At 68.5% G+C, this 19,477-nt stretch carries 18 protein-coding genes and 1 riboswitch; all 18 genes read left to right on the forward strand.

Features of this window, described 5'->3' with window-relative positions; genetic code table 11:
* Positions 1-12: 12 nt before the first annotated feature.
* Positions 13-1,959: a methyl-accepting chemotaxis protein gene (locus tag BAMB_RS00860; protein WP_011655684.1), complete on the forward strand. Its 1,947-nt coding sequence runs from the start codon at positions 13-15 to the stop codon at positions 1,957-1,959.
* A gap of 3 nt (positions 1,960-1,962) precedes the next feature.
* Positions 1,963-2,940, forward strand: a complete 978-nt coding sequence (locus BAMB_RS00865) for a CheR family methyltransferase (RefSeq protein ID WP_006755985.1) — start codon at positions 1,963-1,965, stop codon at positions 2,938-2,940.
* Positions 2,937-3,698, forward strand: coding sequence for a chemoreceptor glutamine deamidase CheD (gene cheD, locus BAMB_RS00870; protein ID WP_011655685.1), 762 nt, complete (start codon positions 2,937-2,939; stop codon positions 3,696-3,698). The genes BAMB_RS00865 and cheD overlap by 4 nt, the downstream gene beginning before the upstream one ends.
* A complete protein-coding gene (locus BAMB_RS00875; protein WP_006754881.1) occupies positions 3,695-4,786 on the forward strand; it encodes a protein-glutamate methylesterase/protein-glutamine glutaminase in 1,092 nt (363 codons plus the stop codon). Before cheD ends, BAMB_RS00875 begins: the two co-directional genes overlap by 4 nt.
* A 67-nt stretch (positions 4,787-4,853) precedes the next feature.
* Positions 4,854-5,249, forward strand: coding sequence for a chemotaxis response regulator CheY (gene cheY / locus BAMB_RS00880; RefSeq protein ID WP_006754880.1), 396 nt, complete (start codon positions 4,854-4,856; stop codon positions 5,247-5,249).
* 1 nt (position 5,250) lies between these two features.
* Positions 5,251-5,982, forward strand: coding sequence for a protein phosphatase CheZ (gene cheZ / locus BAMB_RS00885; RefSeq protein ID WP_011655687.1), 732 nt, complete (start codon positions 5,251-5,253; stop codon positions 5,980-5,982).
* A 297-nt stretch (positions 5,983-6,279) separates the two neighbouring features.
* Positions 6,280-6,783 carry a DUF2844 domain-containing protein gene (locus BAMB_RS00890; protein WP_011655688.1) on the forward strand — a complete coding sequence of 168 codons (504 nt, stop codon included), beginning with the start codon at positions 6,280-6,282 and terminating at the stop codon, positions 6,781-6,783.
* Between the two features lie 16 nt (positions 6,784-6,799).
* A complete protein-coding gene (locus BAMB_RS00895) occupies positions 6,800-8,029 on the forward strand; it encodes a DUF3443 domain-containing protein (RefSeq protein ID WP_011655689.1) in 1,230 nt (409 codons plus the stop codon).
* Between the two features lie 167 nt (positions 8,030-8,196).
* Complete coding sequence (locus tag BAMB_RS00900) at positions 8,197-8,694, forward strand: VOC family protein (RefSeq protein WP_011655690.1); 498 nt, start codon at positions 8,197-8,199, stop codon at positions 8,692-8,694.
* A 364-nt stretch (positions 8,695-9,058) separates the two neighbouring features.
* Positions 9,059-9,439, forward strand: coding sequence for a DUF805 domain-containing protein (locus BAMB_RS00905; protein WP_011655691.1), 381 nt, complete (start codon positions 9,059-9,061; stop codon positions 9,437-9,439).
* Between the two features lie 266 nt (positions 9,440-9,705).
* On the forward strand, positions 9,706-10,905 hold the full coding sequence (gene flhB / locus BAMB_RS00910) for a flagellar biosynthesis protein FlhB (RefSeq protein ID WP_011655692.1): 1,200 nt from the start codon (positions 9,706-9,708) through the stop codon (positions 10,903-10,905).
* Entirely contained in the window at positions 10,902-13,004 is a 2,103-nt protein-coding gene (gene flhA / locus BAMB_RS00915) for a flagellar biosynthesis protein FlhA (protein ID WP_011655693.1), read from the forward strand. Before flhB ends, flhA begins: the two co-directional genes overlap by 4 nt.
* Positions 13,001-14,767, forward strand: a complete 1,767-nt coding sequence (gene flhF / locus BAMB_RS00920; protein ID WP_011655694.1) for a flagellar biosynthesis GTPase FlhF — start codon at positions 13,001-13,003, stop codon at positions 14,765-14,767. The genes flhA and flhF overlap by 4 nt, the downstream gene beginning before the upstream one ends.
* On the forward strand, positions 14,760-15,578 hold the full coding sequence (locus BAMB_RS00925; protein WP_011655695.1) for a MinD/ParA family ATP-binding protein: 819 nt from the start codon (positions 14,760-14,762) through the stop codon (positions 15,576-15,578). The genes flhF and BAMB_RS00925 overlap by 8 nt, the downstream gene beginning before the upstream one ends.
* A 14-nt stretch (positions 15,579-15,592) precedes the next feature.
* Positions 15,593-16,327, forward strand: a complete 735-nt coding sequence (locus BAMB_RS00930; protein WP_006760814.1) for an RNA polymerase sigma factor FliA — start codon at positions 15,593-15,595, stop codon at positions 16,325-16,327.
* 200 nt (positions 16,328-16,527) lie between these two features.
* A riboswitch (S-adenosyl-L-homocysteine riboswitch) is annotated at positions 16,528-16,643 on the forward strand.
* Between the two features lie 34 nt (positions 16,644-16,677).
* Complete coding sequence (gene ahcY, locus BAMB_RS00935) at positions 16,678-18,096, forward strand: adenosylhomocysteinase (RefSeq protein ID WP_011655697.1); 1,419 nt, start codon at positions 16,678-16,680, stop codon at positions 18,094-18,096.
* A gap of 155 nt (positions 18,097-18,251) precedes the next feature.
* Entirely contained in the window at positions 18,252-18,605 is a 354-nt protein-coding gene (locus tag BAMB_RS00940; protein WP_006477367.1) for a phage holin family protein, read from the forward strand.
* 24 nt (positions 18,606-18,629) lie between these two features.
* Complete coding sequence (metF, locus tag BAMB_RS00945; protein ID WP_011655698.1) at positions 18,630-19,460, forward strand: methylenetetrahydrofolate reductase [NAD(P)H]; 831 nt, start codon at positions 18,630-18,632, stop codon at positions 19,458-19,460.
* Positions 19,461-19,477 lie beyond the last annotated feature (17 nt).

The following is a 19,477-nucleotide window of genomic DNA, read 5'->3' on the forward strand; positions in this document are numbered from 1 at the left end:
GGAGAATCTGCAATGTTGCATAACTGGTCGATCCGCACGACGCTCACGGCGGTCGGACTCATCCTCGTGGGCCTGGCCGCCGCGGTCGGCGGCCTCGGCCTTTACGCGCTCGATCACGCGAGCCGCTCGCTCGACGAGATCGCGCACGTCGATCTGCCGGCGATCCATACGCTCGACGACACGTCGTCGTACCTGCTGCGCGCACGCGTGTCGCTCGACCGCTTCCGCTCGCTGACCGAGGCCGGTAACACGGCCGACGCGAGCAAGGTGCTCGAGCGCGCGCAGGAGCTGTATACGAAGTCGAACCAGAACTGGCAGGCGTTCCAGGCGACGCCGAAGTTCGGCATCGAGCAGGCGCTCGTCGACGATCTCGCCGCGCGCTACGCGACGATCGTGAAGGAAGGCGTCGAGCCGGAATTCGCGGCCGCGCGCGCGGGCGACATGGCCGCCTATCACGCGGTCGCCGACACCAAGATCAGCCCGATGTTCGTCGCGTACGACCAGGCGGCCGCGGCCGTGGTCGCGGCGCTGCAGAAGCGCGCGGAAGACCGCCAGGCCGCGACGCAGTCGCGGATCTCGATGATGATCGGCCTGATCGCGGCCGGCGTCGCGATCGCGTTCGTCGTCGTGATCGCGATCCGCTTCGCGATGCGCGGGCTGATCATCAATCCGCTGGAAGACGCGATCGCGCACTTCGAGCGCATCGCCGGCGGCGACCTCACGCAGCCGGTGAACGTGTCCAGCACCAACGAGATCGGCCGGCTGTTCGGCGGCATCAAGCGGATGCAGGACGCGGTGACGACGATGGTGCAGGCCGTGCATCGCGGCACCGAGTCGATCGACGTCGGCGCGCGCGAAATCTCGACCGGCAACACCGACCTGTCGCAGCGCACCGAGGAGCAGGCCGCGTCGCTGCAGGAAACCGCGTCGAGCATGGAGCAGCTCACGGGCACCGTGCGCCAGAACGCGGAGAACGCGCGGCAGGCGAGCCAACTCGCGGTGAACGCGTCCGACATCGCGACGCACGGCGGCGAAGTCGTCGGCCAGGTCGTGTCGACGATGCAGGACATCGCGGCGAGCTCGGGCAAGGTCGTCGACATCATCGGCACGATCGAAGGCATCGCGTTCCAGACCAACATCCTCGCGCTGAACGCGGCGGTCGAGGCCGCGCGCGCCGGCGAGCAGGGCCGCGGCTTCGCGGTGGTCGCGGGCGAAGTGCGCTCGCTGGCGCAGCGCAGCGCGAGCGCCGCGAAGGAAATCAAGCAGCTGATCGGCGATTCGGCCGAGAGGGTCGAAAGCGGGTCGGCGCTCGTCGCGCGGGCCGGTTCGACGATGGACGAGATCGTGCAGGCCGTGCGCCGAGTGACCGACATCATGGGCGAGATCAGCGCCGCGTCGGACGAGCAGTCGACCGGCATCGAGCAGGTCAATCGCGCGGTCGGCCAGATGGACTCGGTCACGCAGCAGAACGCGGCGCTCGTCGAAGAGGCCGCGGCCGCGGCCGCGTCGCTCGAGGAGCAGACGCGCCAGATGAAGGCGATCGTGTCGAGCTGGCGCGTCACGGGCGGCATCGCGATGGCGCCGGTGCGCGGCGCGGCGCGCCCGGCCGCACAAACCCAGGCCCCGGCGTCGCCGTCGGAGAGCCGTCACGAAGCCGCGCCGGTGGCGCACGCACCGCAGGCAGCGCAACCGGCCGCCCAGCCGGCCCGCCGCGCGGCGCCCGCGCCGCATGCCGCGGCACCGGCGACGCGCAATGCAGCGAAGCCCGCGACGGATTCCGCCGCACGCGCGTCGAAGGACGCGCCGGCCGCCGGCGGCTACGGCCCGCGTCTCGCGAAGGGCGCCGCAGCTTCGCCCAAGCCGGCCGACAAGCCCGCGCTGGTGCGTCCGGCGCTGAACGGCGAGAAGCCGGCGCTGGCCGCGGCCGGTGCGTCCGACGACGACTGGGAGACCTTCTAAGCCATGCCGTCCGCGCGCGCACCGTTTCGACCCGATGCACCGGATACCTCGCCCCGCGCGGGCGAGCCGGGGCGCGACTTCGCGTTTACCGGCGCGGATTTCGCACGCATCCGCGCGCTGATCCATCAACGCGCAGGCATCTCGCTGTCCGAGCACAAGCGCGACATGGCGTACAGCCGGCTGGCACGCCGGCTGCGCGCACGCGGCCTCGACACGTTCCGCGACTACCTCGACCTGCTCGAGCAGGAGGACGATCCGCTCGAGTGGGAGGCGTTCACCAACGCGCTGACGACGAACCTGACCGCGTTCTTCCGCGAGTCGCACCATTTCCCGATCCTGGCCGACTTCGTGAAGGGGCGTGCGGCGCCCGTGTCGGTGTGGTGTTCGGCGGCGTCGACCGGCGAGGAACCTTACTCGATCGCGATCACGCTGATCGAGGCGCTCGGCGAATCGGCCGCGCGCGGTGCGTCGATTCTCGCGACCGACCTCGACACGCAGGTGCTCGCGAAAGCCGAGGCCGGCATCTATACGTACGACCAGGTCAAGCACCTGAGCCCGGAGCGGCTCAAGCGCTTCTTCCTGAAGGGCACCGGCGCGCAGGCCGGCCGCGTGAAGGTGCGCCCGGAACTGCGCGCGATGATCCGTTTCGAGCAGCTGAACCTGACCGATGCCGACTACGGGATCGCGAAGCCGTTCGACGCGATCTTCTGCCGCAACGTGATGATCTATTTCGACAAGCCGACGCAAGGGCAGGTGCTGTCGCGCTTCGAGCCGCTCGTGAAGCCGGGCGGGCTGCTGTTCGCCGGGCATTCGGAGAATTTCACGTACGTGTCGCAGGCGTTCCGGCTGCGCGGGCAGACGGTGTACGAACTGACGCGCGATGCCGCGCAAGGCTCGCGCCCGCGCGGCGCGACGCCGGCCGCCGCAGCGCCGCCGCGCGCGCCCGCGCGTGCCGCGCTCGCTTACGGAGAACGCGAATGAGCGGCCTGCCGATCGCGACCAATCGCTACTTCGACAACCACTTCGAACGCCCGGGCGTGAAGCTGCTGCCGAACGAGTTCTACACGACGTCCGAGGACATGGTGCTGATGACCGTGCTCGGCTCGTGCGTCGCCGCGTGCCTGCACGACCCGCTCGCGGGCATCGGCGGGATGAATCACTTCATGCTGCCCGACGACGGCGCCGATGCCGGCGCGGCCGCATCGGATTCGATGCGTTACGGCGCGTATGCGATGGAAGTGCTGATCAACGAGCTGATCAAGGCGGGCGGGCGCCGCGAGCGCTTCGAGGCGAAGGTGTTCGGCGGCGCGGCCGTGCTGGCCGGGATGACGACGATCAACATCGGCGATCGCAACGCGGATTTCGTGCGCCGCTATCTCGCGCTCGAACGCATCCGCATCACCGCGGAGGATCTGCAGGGCGTGCACCCGCGCAAGGTCGCGTTCATGCCGCGCACCGGGCGCGCGATGGTGAAGAAGCTGCGGCTGCAGGTGCCGGGCGTGACCGAGCGCGAAGCCGCGCTGGCGCGCGAGGCCGACCGCGTGCGCGCCGGCCGGCAGCGCGCGCACGTCGAGCTGTTCGCGGCGAAGCGGCCGGCCGCGCCGCCGCCGGCGCGCCCGCGCATCGAGCTGTTCGGCGCACGCGGCGCCGGCGGCGCGCAGACGACGAATGCCAAGACCGGCAGTCCGTACGCCGGCAGCCCGAGCGCGGCCAACCTTTCGAGAAAGCAGGAGGCATGACCGCAGTGCAGAAGATCAAAGTGTTGTGCGTCGACGATTCGGCGCTGATCCGCAGCCTGATGACGGAGATCATCAACAGCCAGCCCGACATGACGGTGTGCGCGACCGCGCCCGATCCGCTCGTCGCGCGCGATCTCATCAAGCAGCACAACCCGGACGTCCTGACGCTGGACGTCGAAATGCCGCGCATGGACGGGCTCGACTTCCTCGAGAAGCTGATGCGTCTGCGGCCGATGCCGGTCGTGATGGTGTCGTCGCTGACCGAGCGCGGCTCCGAGATCACGCTGCGCGCGCTCGAACTCGGCGCGGTGGATTTCGTCACGAAGCCGCGCGTCGGGATTCGCGACGGCATGCTCGACTACGCGGAAAAGCTCGCGGACAAGATCCGCGCGGCGTCGCGCGCCCGCGTGCGCCAGACGCCGCAGCCGCAGGCCGCCGCGCCCACGGCGAGCGGCCAGCCGGCCGCGCCGATGATCAACAACCCGCTCGTCAGTACCGAGAAGCTGATCATCATCGGTGCGTCGACGGGCGGCACCGAGGCGATCCGCGAGGTGCTGACGCCGCTGCCGCCGGATGCGCCGGCGGTGCTGATCGCGCAGCACATGCCGCCCGGCTTCACCAAGTCGTTCGCGCAGCGGCTGAACGGCCTGTGCCGGATCGCGGTGAAGGAAGCCGAGCACGGCGAACGCGTGCTGCCGGGCCATGCGTACATCGCGCCGGGCCACGCGCACCTGCTGCTCGCGCGCAGCGGCGCGAACTACATCGCGCAGTTGTCCGACGAGCCGCCGGTGAACCGTCACCGGCCGTCGGTCGACGTGCTGTTCCGCTCGGCGGCGCAGCACGCGGGCAAGAACGCGATCGGCGTGATCCTCACGGGGATGGGCCGCGACGGCGCGGCCGGCCTGCTGGACATGAAGCGCGCGGGCGCGCACACGTTCGCGCAGGACGAGGCGAGCTGCATCGTGTTCGGGATGCCGCGCGAGGCGATCGCGCTCGGCGGGGCGGACGAGGTCGTCTCGCTGGCCGAGATGAGCCGGCGCGTGATGGCGCGCCTGGCGACGATGGGCGATAGGGTGCAGCGCGTCTGAATCAAATGTCACGGGGCACGTGGGTTGCTACGGGCCCTGACGGTAACGAATCTGGAAAGGAACGACGATGGACAAGAGCATGAAAATCCTGGTGGTGGACGATTTCCCGACGATGCGCCGGATCGTCCGCAACCTGCTCAAGGAACTGGGCTACACGAACGTCGACGAAGCCGAGGACGGCGCGGCCGGCCTCGCGCGGCTGCGCGGCGGCGGCTTCGACTTCGTGATCTCCGACTGGAACATGCCGAACCTCGACGGCCTCGCGATGCTGAAGGAAATTCGCGCGGACGCGACGCTCACGCACCTGCCGGTGCTGATGGTCACGGCCGAGTCGAAGAAGGAGAACATCATCGCGGCCGCGCAGGCGGGCGCGAGCGGCTATGTCGTGAAGCCGTTCACGGCCGCGACGCTCGACGAGAAGCTGAACAAGATCATCGACAAGATGGCGAAGGCCGGGAGCTGACGTGAACCAGCCGATCCATGCAGCGCTCGCCAGCGCGGCGTTCAGCGCCGACAGCCACGCCGAAGGCGCCGATTTCGCGAGCGACCGGATCCTCGCGCGCATCGGCCAGGTCACGCGCGCGCTGCGCGACTCGATGCGCGAACTGGGGCTCGACAAGCACGTCGAGCGCGCGGCGGAAGCCGTGCCCGATGCGCGCGACCGGCTGCGCTACGTCGCGACGATGACCGAACAGGCGGCCGTGCGCGTGCTGAACGCGATCGAGATCGCGAAGCCGGTGCAGGAGCGCATCCAGAACGAGGCCGAGGCGCTCGACGCGCGCTGGACGCAGTGGTACGCGGCGCCGATCGAGCACGCGGAAGTGCGCGAGCTGATGGACGACACGCGCACGTTCCTGCACGCGCTGCCCGACGCGACGTCGGCGACCAGCGCGCAGCTGCTCGAGATCATGCTCGCGCAGGACTTCCAGGATCTGACCGGGCAGGTGATCAAGAAGATCATGGACATGGTCTACCTGATCGAGCAGCAGCTGCTCACCGTGCTCGTCGAGAACATCGCGCCCGAGCGGCGCGAGCAGTTCGCGGCGACCGCCGCCGCGCTCGCGGCCGAGCAGATCAGCGCGACCGGCAGCCCCGAGTCGCTCCTGAATGGGCCGCAGATCGCGCCGGAAGGCAAGTCCGACGTCGTGCAGGATCAGGGGCAGGTCGACGACCTGCTCGCAAGCCTCGGCTTCTGAGGCGGCCCCGCGGCTTCTCATCGCATCGGCACCGCTCCCTGTCGCGGAGCGGCCCGACGTGCGTGGTTCTTGCCGGTTTCCCCCCACCGGCCGGGAGCGGGGCCGGTGCGCCCGTCGTGCCATTCGTGCCCCTTCGTGCCCTTCGTGCCGCGACGATTTGACACTCCGGCACACTCCGCAGGCATACTACGCGTCAGCAGTAACGACGCGTCATTTTTACGACTTTCATATGTTGGCCGGTGGCGCCGAGCCTGATGGGGCCCGCCGGCGACGAAGCCAGTCCCTTTGGGGGGGAACGTGAAGCTGAAACGCTTGGGCTGGGCCGCCGCGCACGCGACGGCTGCAATGGGTGTGCTGTGGAGCGTCCACGCACACGCGGAACTGGGCGGCGCGCCGATGTCGCCGCCGGCGGACGATCGCGCCGCCACCGTGCGCGCGATGCAGCGCGCGATGCGCTCGGCCGACGGCGCGCAGGCGAACACGGCCGCCTACACCGTCCGCGAGATCACGCTCGGATCGGGCACCGTCATCCACGAATACACGAGCCCCGCGGGCACCGTGTTCGGCCTTGCCTGGCGCGGGCCGAGCATGCCGGACCTCGCGTCGCTGCTCGGCAGCTATTTCCCGCAGTACACCGCCGGCGTCCAGGCCGCGCACGCGGCGCGCGGCTGGCGCGCGCCCGTGTCCGTCGATACGAGCGGGCTCGTGATCCGCACCGGCGGCCACATGGGCGCCTTCGCGGGCCAGGCGTGGCTGCCGGCCGCGCTGCCTGCCGGCCTGTCCGGCACCGACATCCAGTGACAGCGGGAGAGCGATCTTGAGAATTCCTCGTACCTTCAAGCGCTGGGTCGGCGTGCTCGGCCTGGCGGCTGCCACGGCCCTGCTCGTGACCGCATGCGGCGGCGGCGACGACGACAACGGCGGTAGCGGCGGCGGCAACGTATCGGACGGCAACACCGCGAACACGGCCGTGATCACGGTCAACAGCGGCGTCGCGCAAGTGATCAACATCCCGACCGTCAACGTGAAGATCTGCGCGCCGGGCACGTCGAACTGCCAGGTGGTCAACAACGTGCTCGTCGACACCGCGTCGTACGGGCTGCGGCTGGTCGGCAGCGCCGTGGGCGTGTTGAACAACCTGCCGCAGGTGACGAGCGGCGGCGCGCCGGTCGCCGAATGCGGGAAGTTCGTGTCGAGCTACACGTGGGGCACGGTGCGTACCGTCGACCTGACGATCGGCTCCGAGCACGCGGCTTCGCTGCCGGTGCAGATCATCGGCGACCTCGGCACGAGCAACGTACCGAGCTCGTGCACGAACGGCGGCGCGTCGGCCAACACGGCGCGCGACCTCGGCGCGAACGGCATCCTCGGCATCGGGCCGGCGCCGGTCGATTGCGGCACGAACTGCGCGACGTTGACGTCGGCGACGTACAACAACTACTACGCGTGCCCGAACGGCAATTCGAGCTGCACGGTGGCGCTGGTGCCGGTGGCGCAGCAGGTGGCCAACCCGGTCCATCGCTTCGCGACCGACAACAACGGCGTGATCGTGCAGATGCCGAACATCTCGAACAGCGGGCAGGGCAGCGCGACGGGCCTGCTGACGTTCGGGATCGGCACGCAGAGCAACAACGCGCTCGGGGCATCGACGGTGTTGACGTCGACGACGACGGGCGACGTGAGCGCGACGTTCCTCGGCAGCAGCGCGACCGCGTTCTTCGATACGGGCTCGAACGCGTACTTCTTCGACGATTCGTCGCAGAGGAAGTGCTCGACCAATACGCAGTTCTATTGCCCGACCTCGTCGACCACCTATACGGCGACGCTGACCGGCAGGAACGGTGCGTCGGGCGGCGTGTCGATGCCCGTCGTGAACGCCGATGCGGTGTTCGCGAACGCGTCGACGTTCGCGTTCAACGACATCGCCGGCCCGTTCGGCGTGGCCGGCTGGCTTGATCTCGGCATGCCGCACTTCTACGGCAAGACGATCTACTTCGGGATGGACAAGACGTCGACCGGCGGACAGCAGCCTTACGTCGCGTTCTGAACGCGCACGAACGGCGGCAGCAAGCGGGGGGGCGAGCGATCGCCCCCTTTTTTCATCCCGCCGGCCGTGGCGGGCGGACTACGTACCGGGCGGCCGCGCCGCGCCGGCATAGCGCCTACGATATAAGACCGGCATTGGTGCCGGCACGACATCGAGGAGACAGCGCCATGAGTCAGCGCATTCAACGCATCACGCCGTTTCTGTGGTTCGACCAGGACGCGGAGGCGGCCGCCCGCTTCTACGTGTCGGTGTTCGACGACGCGCGCATCCTGCACGTCGCCCGCTACGGCAAATCCGGCGCGCAGGCGTCGGGCCAGGCCGAGGGCACGGTAATGACGGTGTCGTTCGAACTCGACGGGCAGGCGTTTCTCGCGCTCAACGGCGGCCCGGTGTTTCCGCTCACGCCGGCCGTGTCGTTCGTCGTCAATTGCCGCGACCAGCAGGAGATCGACCGCTACTGGGCGGCGCTGGCCGAAGGCGGCGACGAGCGCGCGCAGCAGTGCGGGTGGCTACGCGACCGCTTCGGCGTGTCGTGGCAGGTGGTGCCCGTGCAGATGGCCGAGCTGATGACGGGCGACCCGGCACGCGCCGAACGCGTGATGGCGCAGGTAATGAAGATGAAGAAGCTCGATCTCGATGCGTTGCAGCAGGCGGCGGCCGGCTAGCGCGAATGCCGGCCGGGAGGCGGTATTTTCGATGCGGGCATGCGATGCACGAAGCGATTCCCGGCCGGCCGGTAAATCGGTCGCCATCTGACCGGCGGTTGGATTATCGACCATGATCCGTTTCATCATGGCGTAATCAATTCATTGATTATCCGGCTGATCTTTTTGTTGGGGCGTTGCGATTATAAAAATGGCGTGACATGCACGCGGCGGTCCGACGCGTCGTTTCTGTGGCCGCTCCGGGGCCGTGAAGGCGTCACCACGGCGATCGTCACGCGAAAAGAGATGCGACGTGTCGAAATTCAAACTTATAATGCCCCCGTTGTTTCCGGGGTCGTCGATTAAAAAACAGGAGGGCAATAAGATGAATTTCACCGAAGCCATTCGTTCCGTATTCAATCAGTATGCGAAATTCGAAGGCCGCGCACGCCGCGCCGAATACTGGTATTTCGCGCTGCTCACCGGCGTCGTGTCGATCGCCTGCCAGCTGCTCGCCGCCGCCGGCCGCGAAAGCGGCGCGGTTCCGCTGCTGCTGGCGATCGTCGCGCTGGTCGTGTCGCTCGCGCTCGTGCTGCCGAGCCTCGCGGTCACCGTGCGCCGCTTGCACGATACGGGCCGCTCCGGCTGGTTTCTGCTGATCGCGTTCATTCCGCTCATCGGCGGGATCCTGCTGCTCGTGTGGATGTGCTCGCGCGGCACGAACGGGCCGAACCGTTTCGGCACGGATCCGATTCCGGCAATCTGAGCGCCGCCCGCCCCGACGCGCGGCCGTCGCGTCGGGGCGGGGCGATAGTTCACCTCCTCCGCTTCACCACACCCCCCCGCACACGCGTTTCCCCCACCATCCTCCCCCCGCCACACCCACCCGCCGCCTCTCCCCGCACCCGCCTTGCCCGATTCCCCGAAATACCCCCCTTTCCCGGCTTTGCTCGACCGATCGGCGTTTGACCCGCGCATGAATAATCGGTGTCACTGGAAAGCGGCATTTCGCCGTACCCGACTGGAGGCCACGTGGCAGACGAGAGCGATCTCGACAGAACCGAAGCCGCCACTCCGAGGCGCCGCGAAAAGGCGCGCGAGGAGGGGCAGGTCGCGCGTTCGCGCGAGCTGGCTTCGTTCGCGCTGCTCGCGGCCGGGTTCTATGGCGCGTGGCTGCTCGCGGCTCCGTCGGGCGCCCATCTCCAGGCCATGCTGCGCGGCGCGTTCGCGTTCGATCGCGCCACCGCGTTCGACACGCACCGGATGCTGTCGGCGGCCGGCAGCGCGAGCATCGAAGGGCTCGCCGCGCTGCTGCCGATCCTCGCGCTCACCGGCCTTGCCGCGCTGCTCGCGCCGATGGCGCTCGGCGGCTGGCTGATCTCGCAGAAGACCTTCGAGCTGAAGTTCGACCGCCTGAACCCGATCTCGGGCCTCGGCCGCATCTTCTCGATCCAGGGGCCGATCCAGCTCGCGATGTCGCTCGCGAAGACGCTGGTCGTCGGCGGGATCGGCGGCATCGCGATCTGGCGCAGCAAGGACGAGCTGCTCGGTCTCGCGACCCAGCCGCTCGGCTCGGCGGTTGCCGATGCGATGCATCTGGTCGCCGTGTGCTGCGGCACGACGGTCGCCGGGATGCTGGTGGTCGCCGCGCTCGACGTGCCTTACCAAATCTGGCAGTACAACAAGAAGTTGCGCATGACGAAGGAAGAAGTGAAGCGCGAGCATCGCGAGAACGAGGGCGATCCGCACGTGAAGGGCCGCATCCGCCAGCAGCAGCGCGCGATCGCGCGGCGCCGGATGATGGCCGCCGTGCCGAAGGCCGACGTGGTCGTCACGAACCCGACGCACTTCGCCGTCGCGCTGCAATACACGGACGGCGAGATGCGCGCGCCGAAGGTCGTCGCGAAGGGCGTGAACCTCGTCGCCGCGCGCATCCGAGAACTCGCGGCCGAGCACAACGTGCCGCTGCTCGAAGCGCCGCCGCTCGCGCGTGCGCTGTATCACAACGTCGAAATCGAACGCGAGATTCCCGGCTCGCTGTACTCGGCCGTCGCCGAGGTGCTCGCATGGGTGTACCAGCTGCGGCGCTTCCGCTCGGAAGGCGGCGCGTTCCCGGCCGCGCCGGTCGATCTCGAGGTGCCGGCCGACCTCGACAAGGGGACGTCGGTATCGGCCGACGACGCGCGTGAAGAAGCCGAGGACACGCTCGGCACGCAAGGGAACGCAGCATGAGCACCCCGACCACCGGCCTGTTCGCCAAACGCACGAACCCGTTCGCGGGCGCCAACCTGCGCGGGCTCGCGGGCCCCATCCTCATCTGCATGATCTTGGGGATGATGATCCTGCCGCTGCCACCGCTGCTGCTGGATCTGCTGTTCACCTTCAACATCGCGCTGTCGGTGATGGTGCTGCTCGTCAGCATGTACACGATGAAGCCGCTCGACTTCGCGGCGTTCCCGAGCGTGCTGCTGTTCTCGACGCTGTTGCGCCTGTCGCTGAACGTCGCGTCGACGCGCGTCGTGCTGCTCGAGGGCCACACCGGCCCCGACGCGGCCGGCCAGGTGATCGAGGCGTTCGGCCACTTTCTCGTCGGCGGCAACTTCGCGGTCGGCATCGTCGTGTTCGTGATCCTGATGATCATTAACTTCATGGTGATCACGAAGGGCGCGGGGCGGATCGCCGAAGTGTCCGCGCGCTTCACGCTCGACGCGATGCCCGGCAAGCAGATGGCAATCGACGCCGACCTGAACGCGGGCCTCATCAACGAAGAGCAGGCCCGCAAGCGCCGCCTGGCCGTGTCGCAGGAAGCCGAGTTCTACGGGTCGATGGACGGCGCGTCGAAGTTCGTGCGCGGCGACGCGATCGCGGGCCTCATCATCATGGCGATCAACGTGATCGGCGGGCTGATCGTCGGGATGGTGCAGCACGACATGAGCTTCGCGGCGGCCGGCACCAACTACACGCTGCTGACGATCGGCGACGGCCTCGTCGCGCAGATCCCGTCGCTCGTGATCTCGACGGCGGCCGGCGTGATCGTGTCGCGCGTGGCGACCGACGAGGACATCGGCACGCAGATCACCGGCCAGCTGTTCACGAACCCGCGCGTGCTGAACATCACCGGCGCGATCATCGTGCTGATGGGGCTGATCCCGGGCATGCCGCACTTCGCGTTCCTCGCGCTCGGCGCCGGCGCGATCTGGCTGGCCCGCACGCAGAGCCGCCGCGCGGCGGCCCGCCTTGCCGCCGGTGACGTGACCGAGGTCGCGCCGCCCGCCGCGTTGCCGGGCGACAGCCACGAGGCGACCTGGGACGACGTGCAGCTGATCGACCCGCTCGGCCTCGAAGTCGGCTACCGGCTGATTCCGCTCGTCGACAAGAACAGCGATGGCGAGCTGCTCAAGCGCATCAAGAGCATCCGCAAGAAATTCGCGCAGGAAATCGGCTTCCTGCCGCCGGTGATCCATATCCGCGACAACCTCGAACTGCGGCCGAACGCGTACCGGATCGCGCTGAAGGGCGTGGAGATCGGCGCGGGCGAAGTGTTCCCGGGCCAGTGGCTCGCGATCAACCCGGGCCAGGTGACGGCCGCGCTGCCGGGCGCCGCGACGCAGGACCCGGCGTTCGGGCTGCCGGCCGTGTGGATCGACGTCGCGATGCGCGAGCAGGCGCAGGTGTACGGCTATACGGTGGTCGATGCGAGCACGGTCGTCGCGACGCACCTGAACCATCTGGTCGTCCAGCACGCGGCCGAACTGCTCGGCCGCCAGGAAGTGCAGGCGCTCGTCGAGCGCACCGGCAAGGATGCGCCGTCGCTCGTCGAGGACCTCGTGCCGAAGACGATCTCGCTCACGACCCTGCAGAAAGTGCTGCAGAACCTGCTCGAGGAAGGCGTGCCGATCCGCGACATGCGCACGATCCTCGAGGCCGTGTCCGAACACGCCGGCCGCGGCGACGCGTACGAGATCACCGCCGCGGTGCGGCTGTCGCTCGGCCGCGCGATCACGCAGCAGTGGTATCCGGGCGCGGGCGAGATGCAGGTGATGGGCCTCGATTCGAATCTCGAGCGCGTGCTGTCGCAGGCGCTCTCCACCGGCGCGAACCCGGGCCTCGAGCCCGGCCTCGCGCACAACCTTCTGACCGGCACGCAACAGGCGATGCTGCGTCAACAGAATCTCGGGCTGCCGCCCGTGCTGCTGGTGCAGCACGCGCTGCGCGCGATGCTCGCGCGTTTCCTGCGCCGCAGCCTGCCGCAACTGAAAGTGCTGTCGTACGCCGAAGTGCCGGACACACGCACGATCAAAGTCGTTAACGTCATCGGGGGTTCCGCTTGAACATTCGCAAATTCACTGGCGCGACCAGCCGCGACGCGCTTCGCCTCGTGCGAGAGGCCCTGGGCGCCGACGCCGTCGTGCTGTCGAACCGCACGCTCGATGACGGCAGCGTCGAAATCGTCGCACTCGCCGACTCGGACCTCGCCGCGGTCACGCCGCCGGCCGCCGCGCGCCCGCGCACCGTCGCGTCGCGCACACCGGAATCCGTGCCGGCCGCGGCCGTGCCCGGCATCGTGTCGCGCCCCGGCGCCGCGCTTGCGCGCCCGGCCGTGAATCCGTATGCAGCCGGCGACGGCGGGCTGCCGGACGTGTTCTCGTCGGTGTTCGGCGCAAGCGCCGAAGCGACGGAACCGGCCGCGCAACCGGCCGCCTTCGATGCGGACTCGCCCGCAACGGACGCGGCAGCGGCGTCGCCGGCTGCGCCCGCTGGCGGCGCTCAGGCCGCGTCGTCCGAACCCGCGCCGTGGCTCGTCGAGCACGCGAAGCGCCTGACGCAGCAGCGCGAAGCGCTGATCGCCCGCGCGCAGGCGGCATCGGCCGCGCCGCAGGCACCGGCGCCGGCCCGCATGCAGCAGGACGCGGCAGCCGCGACGCCGGCCGGCTGGGCGCGCGACATCGTGCGCAACGCCGAACGCCGGATGCCGTCCGCGGCCGCCGCCGTCCGCGCGAGCGAAACGAATGAAACGAACACCGCGAAGCCGGCCGAACGCACGCGCCTGTCGGCCGAAGCGGCCGCCGTAGTAGCCGACGCGGTGAAGGCGCGCATCGAGAGCATCGTCAACGACACGGTGATGCACGAGCTCGGCGCGATGCGCGGGATGATGGAAGAGCAGTTCGACAGCCTGATGTGGCACGACCGCCAGCGCCGCAGCCCGGTGCACGGCGCGCTGACCAAGCACCTGTTCTCGGCCGGCTTCTCCGCGCAGCTGGTGCGCATGATGGTCGACAACCTGCCGTCCGGCGACGGCGCGCAGACCTTCGAGCAGGCCGCCGAATGGGCGCAGTCGGTGCTCGCGGCGAACCTGCCGGTGCTCGAGAACGAAGACGCGCTGATGGAGCGCGGCGGCGTGTTCGCGCTGATGGGGCCGACCGGTGTCGGCAAGACGACCACCACCGCGAAGCTCGCGGCGCGCTGCGTGATGCGCTTCGGCGCGAGCAAGGTCGCGCTGCTGACCACCGACAGCTACCGGATCGGCGGCCATGAGCAGCTGCGCATCTTCGGCAAGATCCTCGGCGTGCCCGTGCACGCGGTGAAGGATGCCGGCGACCTCGAGCTCGCGCTGTCCGAGCTGCGCAACAAGCACATCGTGCTGATCGACACGATCGGCATGAGCCAGCGCGATCGCGCGCTGTCCGACCAGATCGCGATGCTGCACGGCGCGAACGCGCCGGTGCAGCGCCTGCTGCTGCTCAACGCGACGAGCCACGGCGACACGCTCAACGAGGTCGTCCAGGCCTACCGCAGCGCGGCCGAATATCCGGATCTCGCCGGCTGCATCCTGACGAAGCTCGACGAGGCGACCCACCTCGGCGGCGTGCTCGACACCGTGATCCGCTACAAGCTGCCCATTCATTACGTGTCGACCGGCCAGAAGGTGCCGGAGAACCTGTACGTTGCTTCGACCAAATTCCTGCTGAAAAGCGCGTTCTGTGTGCCGCGCGACGGTTCGCCCTTCGTGCCCGAGGACGAGGACATGCCGACGCTGCTTTCCGCACTGACCGCCCGTTCCACCGCCGATCTGCACGAGGTGCGATTTGGATAAACGGATCATCGACCAGGCAGAAGGGCTGCGGCGCCTGCTGGCCGGACGCGCGTCGCGCATCGTCGCGGTGACGGGCGGGCCGGCGGGCGTCGGCTGCACGACCACCGTCGTGAACGTCGCGGCGGCGCTGGCCGCGCTCGGCAAGGACGTGCTCGTCGTCGACGAGCGTGCCGACGTGCATTCGGCCTCGGCGACGCTGGCGGGCGCATGGCTGCGCGACGGCGAACGCACGCGCGTCGCCGCCGGGTTCAGCCTGTGCGCGGCCACGGGGCTCGCGCGCGACGGCTACAGCGACACGCAGCTGAGCGACTTCATCGACGGTCAGGCGGACATCGTGCTGGTCGACGCACAGCTCGGCGCGGATGGCGCGTTCTCGGCGCTCGCGCGCGAGGCGCACGACGTGCTGATCGTCACGCGGGTGGCCGCGCAGGCGATCACCGAGGCGTACGCGTGCATGAAACGGCTGCATTTTGCGCACGCGGTCGCGCAGTTCCGCGTGCTGACCAATCACGTCGGCAGCCACGCCGACGCCAGGACCGCCTTCGACAACCTCGCGGGCGTCGCGAGCCGCTACCTGACGGTGTCGATCGCCGACGCCGGCTGCGTGAGCGCCGATCCGCTCGCCGAGCATGCGCGCGACCTGATGCATACGGTGGTCGACGCGTTCCCGTCGTCGGCGGCCGCGCGCGATTACCGGCAGATTGCCGCCGATTTGCTGTACTGGCCGATGCGCCCGAGCTCGGGTGCGGGGCGTGCCGTGCATGCGGGCGGCAAGCCGTCGTACGAGGCGGGAGCGGCCCACGCCGCGTGAGGAAGGAGAGAGCCATGATGTACAACGCTCAAGGCAAGATGACCCAGGCCGACGTGCTCGCGCAATACGCGCCGCTCGTGCGGCGCCTGGGGCTGCAGCTCGTCGCGAAGATGCCGGCGAGCGTCGACCTCGACGACCTGATCCAGGCCGGCATGATCGGGCTGATGGACGCGGCCGGCCGCTACAAGGAAGACCAGGGCGCGCAGTTCGAGACCTACGCGACGCAGCGTATCCGCGGCGCGATGCTCGACGAGCTGCGCAGCAACGACTGGCTGCCGCGCAGCCTGCGCAAGACCTCGCGCGAGGTCGAGTACGCGGTGCACCAGGTCGAGCAGCAGCTCGGCCGCTCGGCGAGCGAGACCGAGATCGCGGAGCACCTGAAGATGCCGCTCGACGAATACCAGGGGATGCTGCAGGACCTGCACGGCAGCCAGCTCATCTACTACGAGGATTTCGACCGCGCGGCCGACGACGAGCCGTTTCTCGACCGCTATCGCGTCGATCACGCCGATCCGCTGTCGGCGCTGCTCGACGACCACCTGCGCGAGGCGCTCGTCGACGCGATCGACCGGCTGCCCGAGCGCGAGAAGCTGCTGATGTCGCTGTACTACGAGCGCGGGCTGAACTTGCGCGAGATCGGCGCGGTGCTCGAGGTGAGCGAGTCGCGCGTGTGCCAGCTGCACAGCCAGGCCGTCGCACGCCTGCGCGCGCGGTTGCGCGAACAGGCGTGGGTCGGCGCGGAGAATTGAACGTGCGGACGGCGGGGGCGCGGCGGGTCATTCGCCGGGCAGGTCTTCCATCGAAGGCGGTGCGCTCGATTGCCGCGCAATCCGCCCGCGCCCATCTCAGTCTCAATAAAAGGGCACGCTTCGGCCTGCGCGTCGCCGCATAGGCCATTCAACGGTCCGACACAAGAAATTTTCGTCGCGATTTGCTACAATCCCTCCCGTTTTCCGAGGAGCGTTGCGACGGACCTTCTGCGTCCGCCAGGCTCGGAAAGCTTCACCAAGCAGCCGTGCGGCGAGATTCGCGCCGGCCCCGCTTCCTGAACGGCGCTCACGTCACCAATTTCTAGAACTTTTTTAGAAAGGAGGGCGTGATGAACGCCATTATCGATTCGCAAGCTTCCAAGGATTACGTCGTCGCCGACATGGCGCTTGCCGGCTGGGGCCGCAAAGAACTGAACATCGCCGAGACCGAAATGCCCGGCCTCGTGCAGATCCGCGACGAATACAAGGCGCAGCAGCCGCTGAAGGGCGCGCGCATCGCGGGCTCGCTGCACATGACGATCCAGACCGGCGTGCTGATCGAGACGCTGAAGGCGCTCGGCGCCGATGTCCGCTGGGCGTCGTGCAACATCTTCTCGACCCAGGATCACGCCGCTGCCGCGATCGTCGAAGCCGGCACGCCGGTGTTCGCGTTCAAGGGCGAGTCGCTCGACGAATACTGGGAGTTCTCGCACCGCATCTTCGAATGGCCGAACGGCGAATTCGCGAACATGATCCTGGACGACGGCGGCGACGCAACGCTGCTGCTGATCCTCGGCGCGAAGGCCGAGAAGGACCGTTCGGTGATCGCGAAGCCGACCAACGAGGAAGAAGTCGCGCTGTACAAGTCGATCGCGAAGCACCTCGACGCCGACCCGACCTGGTACTCGACGCGCCTCGCGCACATCAAGGGCGTGACCGAAGAAACCACGACCGGCGTGCACCGCCTGTACCAGATGGAAAAGGACGGCCGCCTGCCGTTCCCGGCGTTCAACGTGAACGACTCGGTCACGAAGTCGAAGTTCGACAACCTGTACGGCTGCCGTGAATCGCTCGTCGACGGCATCAAGCGCGCGACCGACGTGATGATCGCGGGCAAGGTCGCGGTCGTCGCGGGCTACGGCGACGTGGGCAAGGGCTGCGCGCAGTCGCTGCGCGGCCTCGGCGCCACCGTGTGGATCACCGAAATCGATCCGATCTGCGCGCTGCAGGCGGCGATGGAAGGCTACCGCGTCGTGACGATGGAATACGCGGCCGACAAGGCCGACATCTTCGTGACGGCGACCGGCAACTACCACGTGATCAACCACGATCACATGAAGGCGATGCGCCACAACGCGATCGTCTGCAACATCGGTCACTTCGACTCGGAAATCGACGTCGCGTCGACCCGCCAGTACCAGTGGGAAAACATCAAGCCGCAGGTCGACCACATCATCTTTCCGGACGGCAAGCGCGTGATCCTGCTGGCCGAAGGCCGCCTGGTGAACCTCGGCTGCGCGACCGGCCACCCGTCGTTCGTGATGTCGAACTCGTTCGCGAACCAGACGCTCGCGCAGATCGAGCTGTTCGTGCGCGGCGCCGAGTACGAGAACAAGGTGTACGTGCTGCCGAAGCATCTCGATGAAAAGGTCGCGCGCCTGCACCTCGCGCGCATCGGCGCGAACCTGTCCGTGCTGACGGACGAGCAGGCTTCGTACATCGGCGTGCAGAAGGACGGCCCGTTCAAGCCGAACCACTACCGCTACTGATGCGCCGCCGCCGTGCCGCGCGCGTCCCGCTTCGGGCGCGCGCGACATCGCGGCATGGTGCCGGATCGCCGGCCGTCGCACCGTGCCCGCGGGCACGCGTGGCGGCCGGCGGCGGCCACTGACCGTACAGATCGACAACCGAACCGGAGCCCTCCATGAGCGTCATCCTCACCTGGGTCATCAACGCCCTCGCGCTGCTGATCATCACGTACCTCGTGCCGTCGATCCACATCAAGAGCTTCGGCACCGCGCTGATCATCGCGGTCGTGCTCGGCCTGATCAACACGGTGATCCGTCCGGTGCTGATCCTGCTGACGCTGCCCGTCACGATCGTCACGCTCGGGGTGTTCATCCTCGTCGTGAACGCGCTGTGCTTCTGGTTCGCGTCGTCGCTGCTCAAGGGGTTCGAGGTGTCGGGGTTCTGGTCCGCGTTCTTCGGTTCGATCCTGTACAGCATCGTGTCGTGGCTGCTGTCCGCGCTGATCTTCGGGCAGCGCGACATCGGCTGACGGCCGGGCCCACTCTTGCGAATCATGAAACCGATCGAACTCTCGTTTGAATTCTTCCCGCCGAAGACGGCGGAAGGCGTCGAGAAGCTGCGCGCGACGCGTGCGCAACTGCTGCCGCTGAAGCCGAAATTCGTCTCCGTGACGTTCGGCGCAGGCGGCTCGACGCAGCAGGGCACGCTCGATACCGTGCTCGACATGCAGAAGGACGGCCTCGAAGCCGCGCCGCACCTGTCGTGCATCGGCTCGTCGCGCGCCGACCTGCGCGCGATCCTCGACCAGTACCGCTCGCACGGCATCCGCCACATCGTCGCGCTGCGCGGCGACCTGCCGTCGGGGATGGGCGCGGTCGGCGAGCTGCGCTATGCGTCGGAGCTCGTCAGCTTCATCCGCGCCGAGCATGGCGACTGGTTCCACATCGAAGTCGCCGGCTATCCGGAGTACCACCCGCAAGCGCGTTCGCCGAAAGCCGACCTCGAGAATTTCGCGCGCAAGGTGAAGGCCGGCGCGAATTCCGCGATCACGCAGTACTTCTTCAACGCCGACGCGTATTTCCGCTTCGTCGACGATGCGCGCAAGCTGGGTGTGGACGTGCCGATCGTGCCGGGCATCATGCCGATCACGAACTTCACGCAACTGATGCGCTTCTCGGAAATGTGCGGCGCGGAAGTGCCGCGCTGGGTCGCGCGCCGGCTCGAGAGCTTCGGCGACGATCGCGACGCGATCCGCGCGTTCGGCGCGGACGTCGTCACGAGCCTGTGCCAGCGCCTCGTCGATGCGGGCGTGCCGGGGCTGCACTTCTATACGCTGAACACGGCGTCCGCGACGCGGACCATCTGCGAACGGCTCGCGATGTAAGCGCCATCGCGCGGTTG

Source organism: Burkholderia ambifaria AMMD (genome assembly GCF_000203915.1).
GTDB classification, from domain to species: domain Bacteria; phylum Pseudomonadota; class Gammaproteobacteria; order Burkholderiales; family Burkholderiaceae; genus Burkholderia; species Burkholderia ambifaria.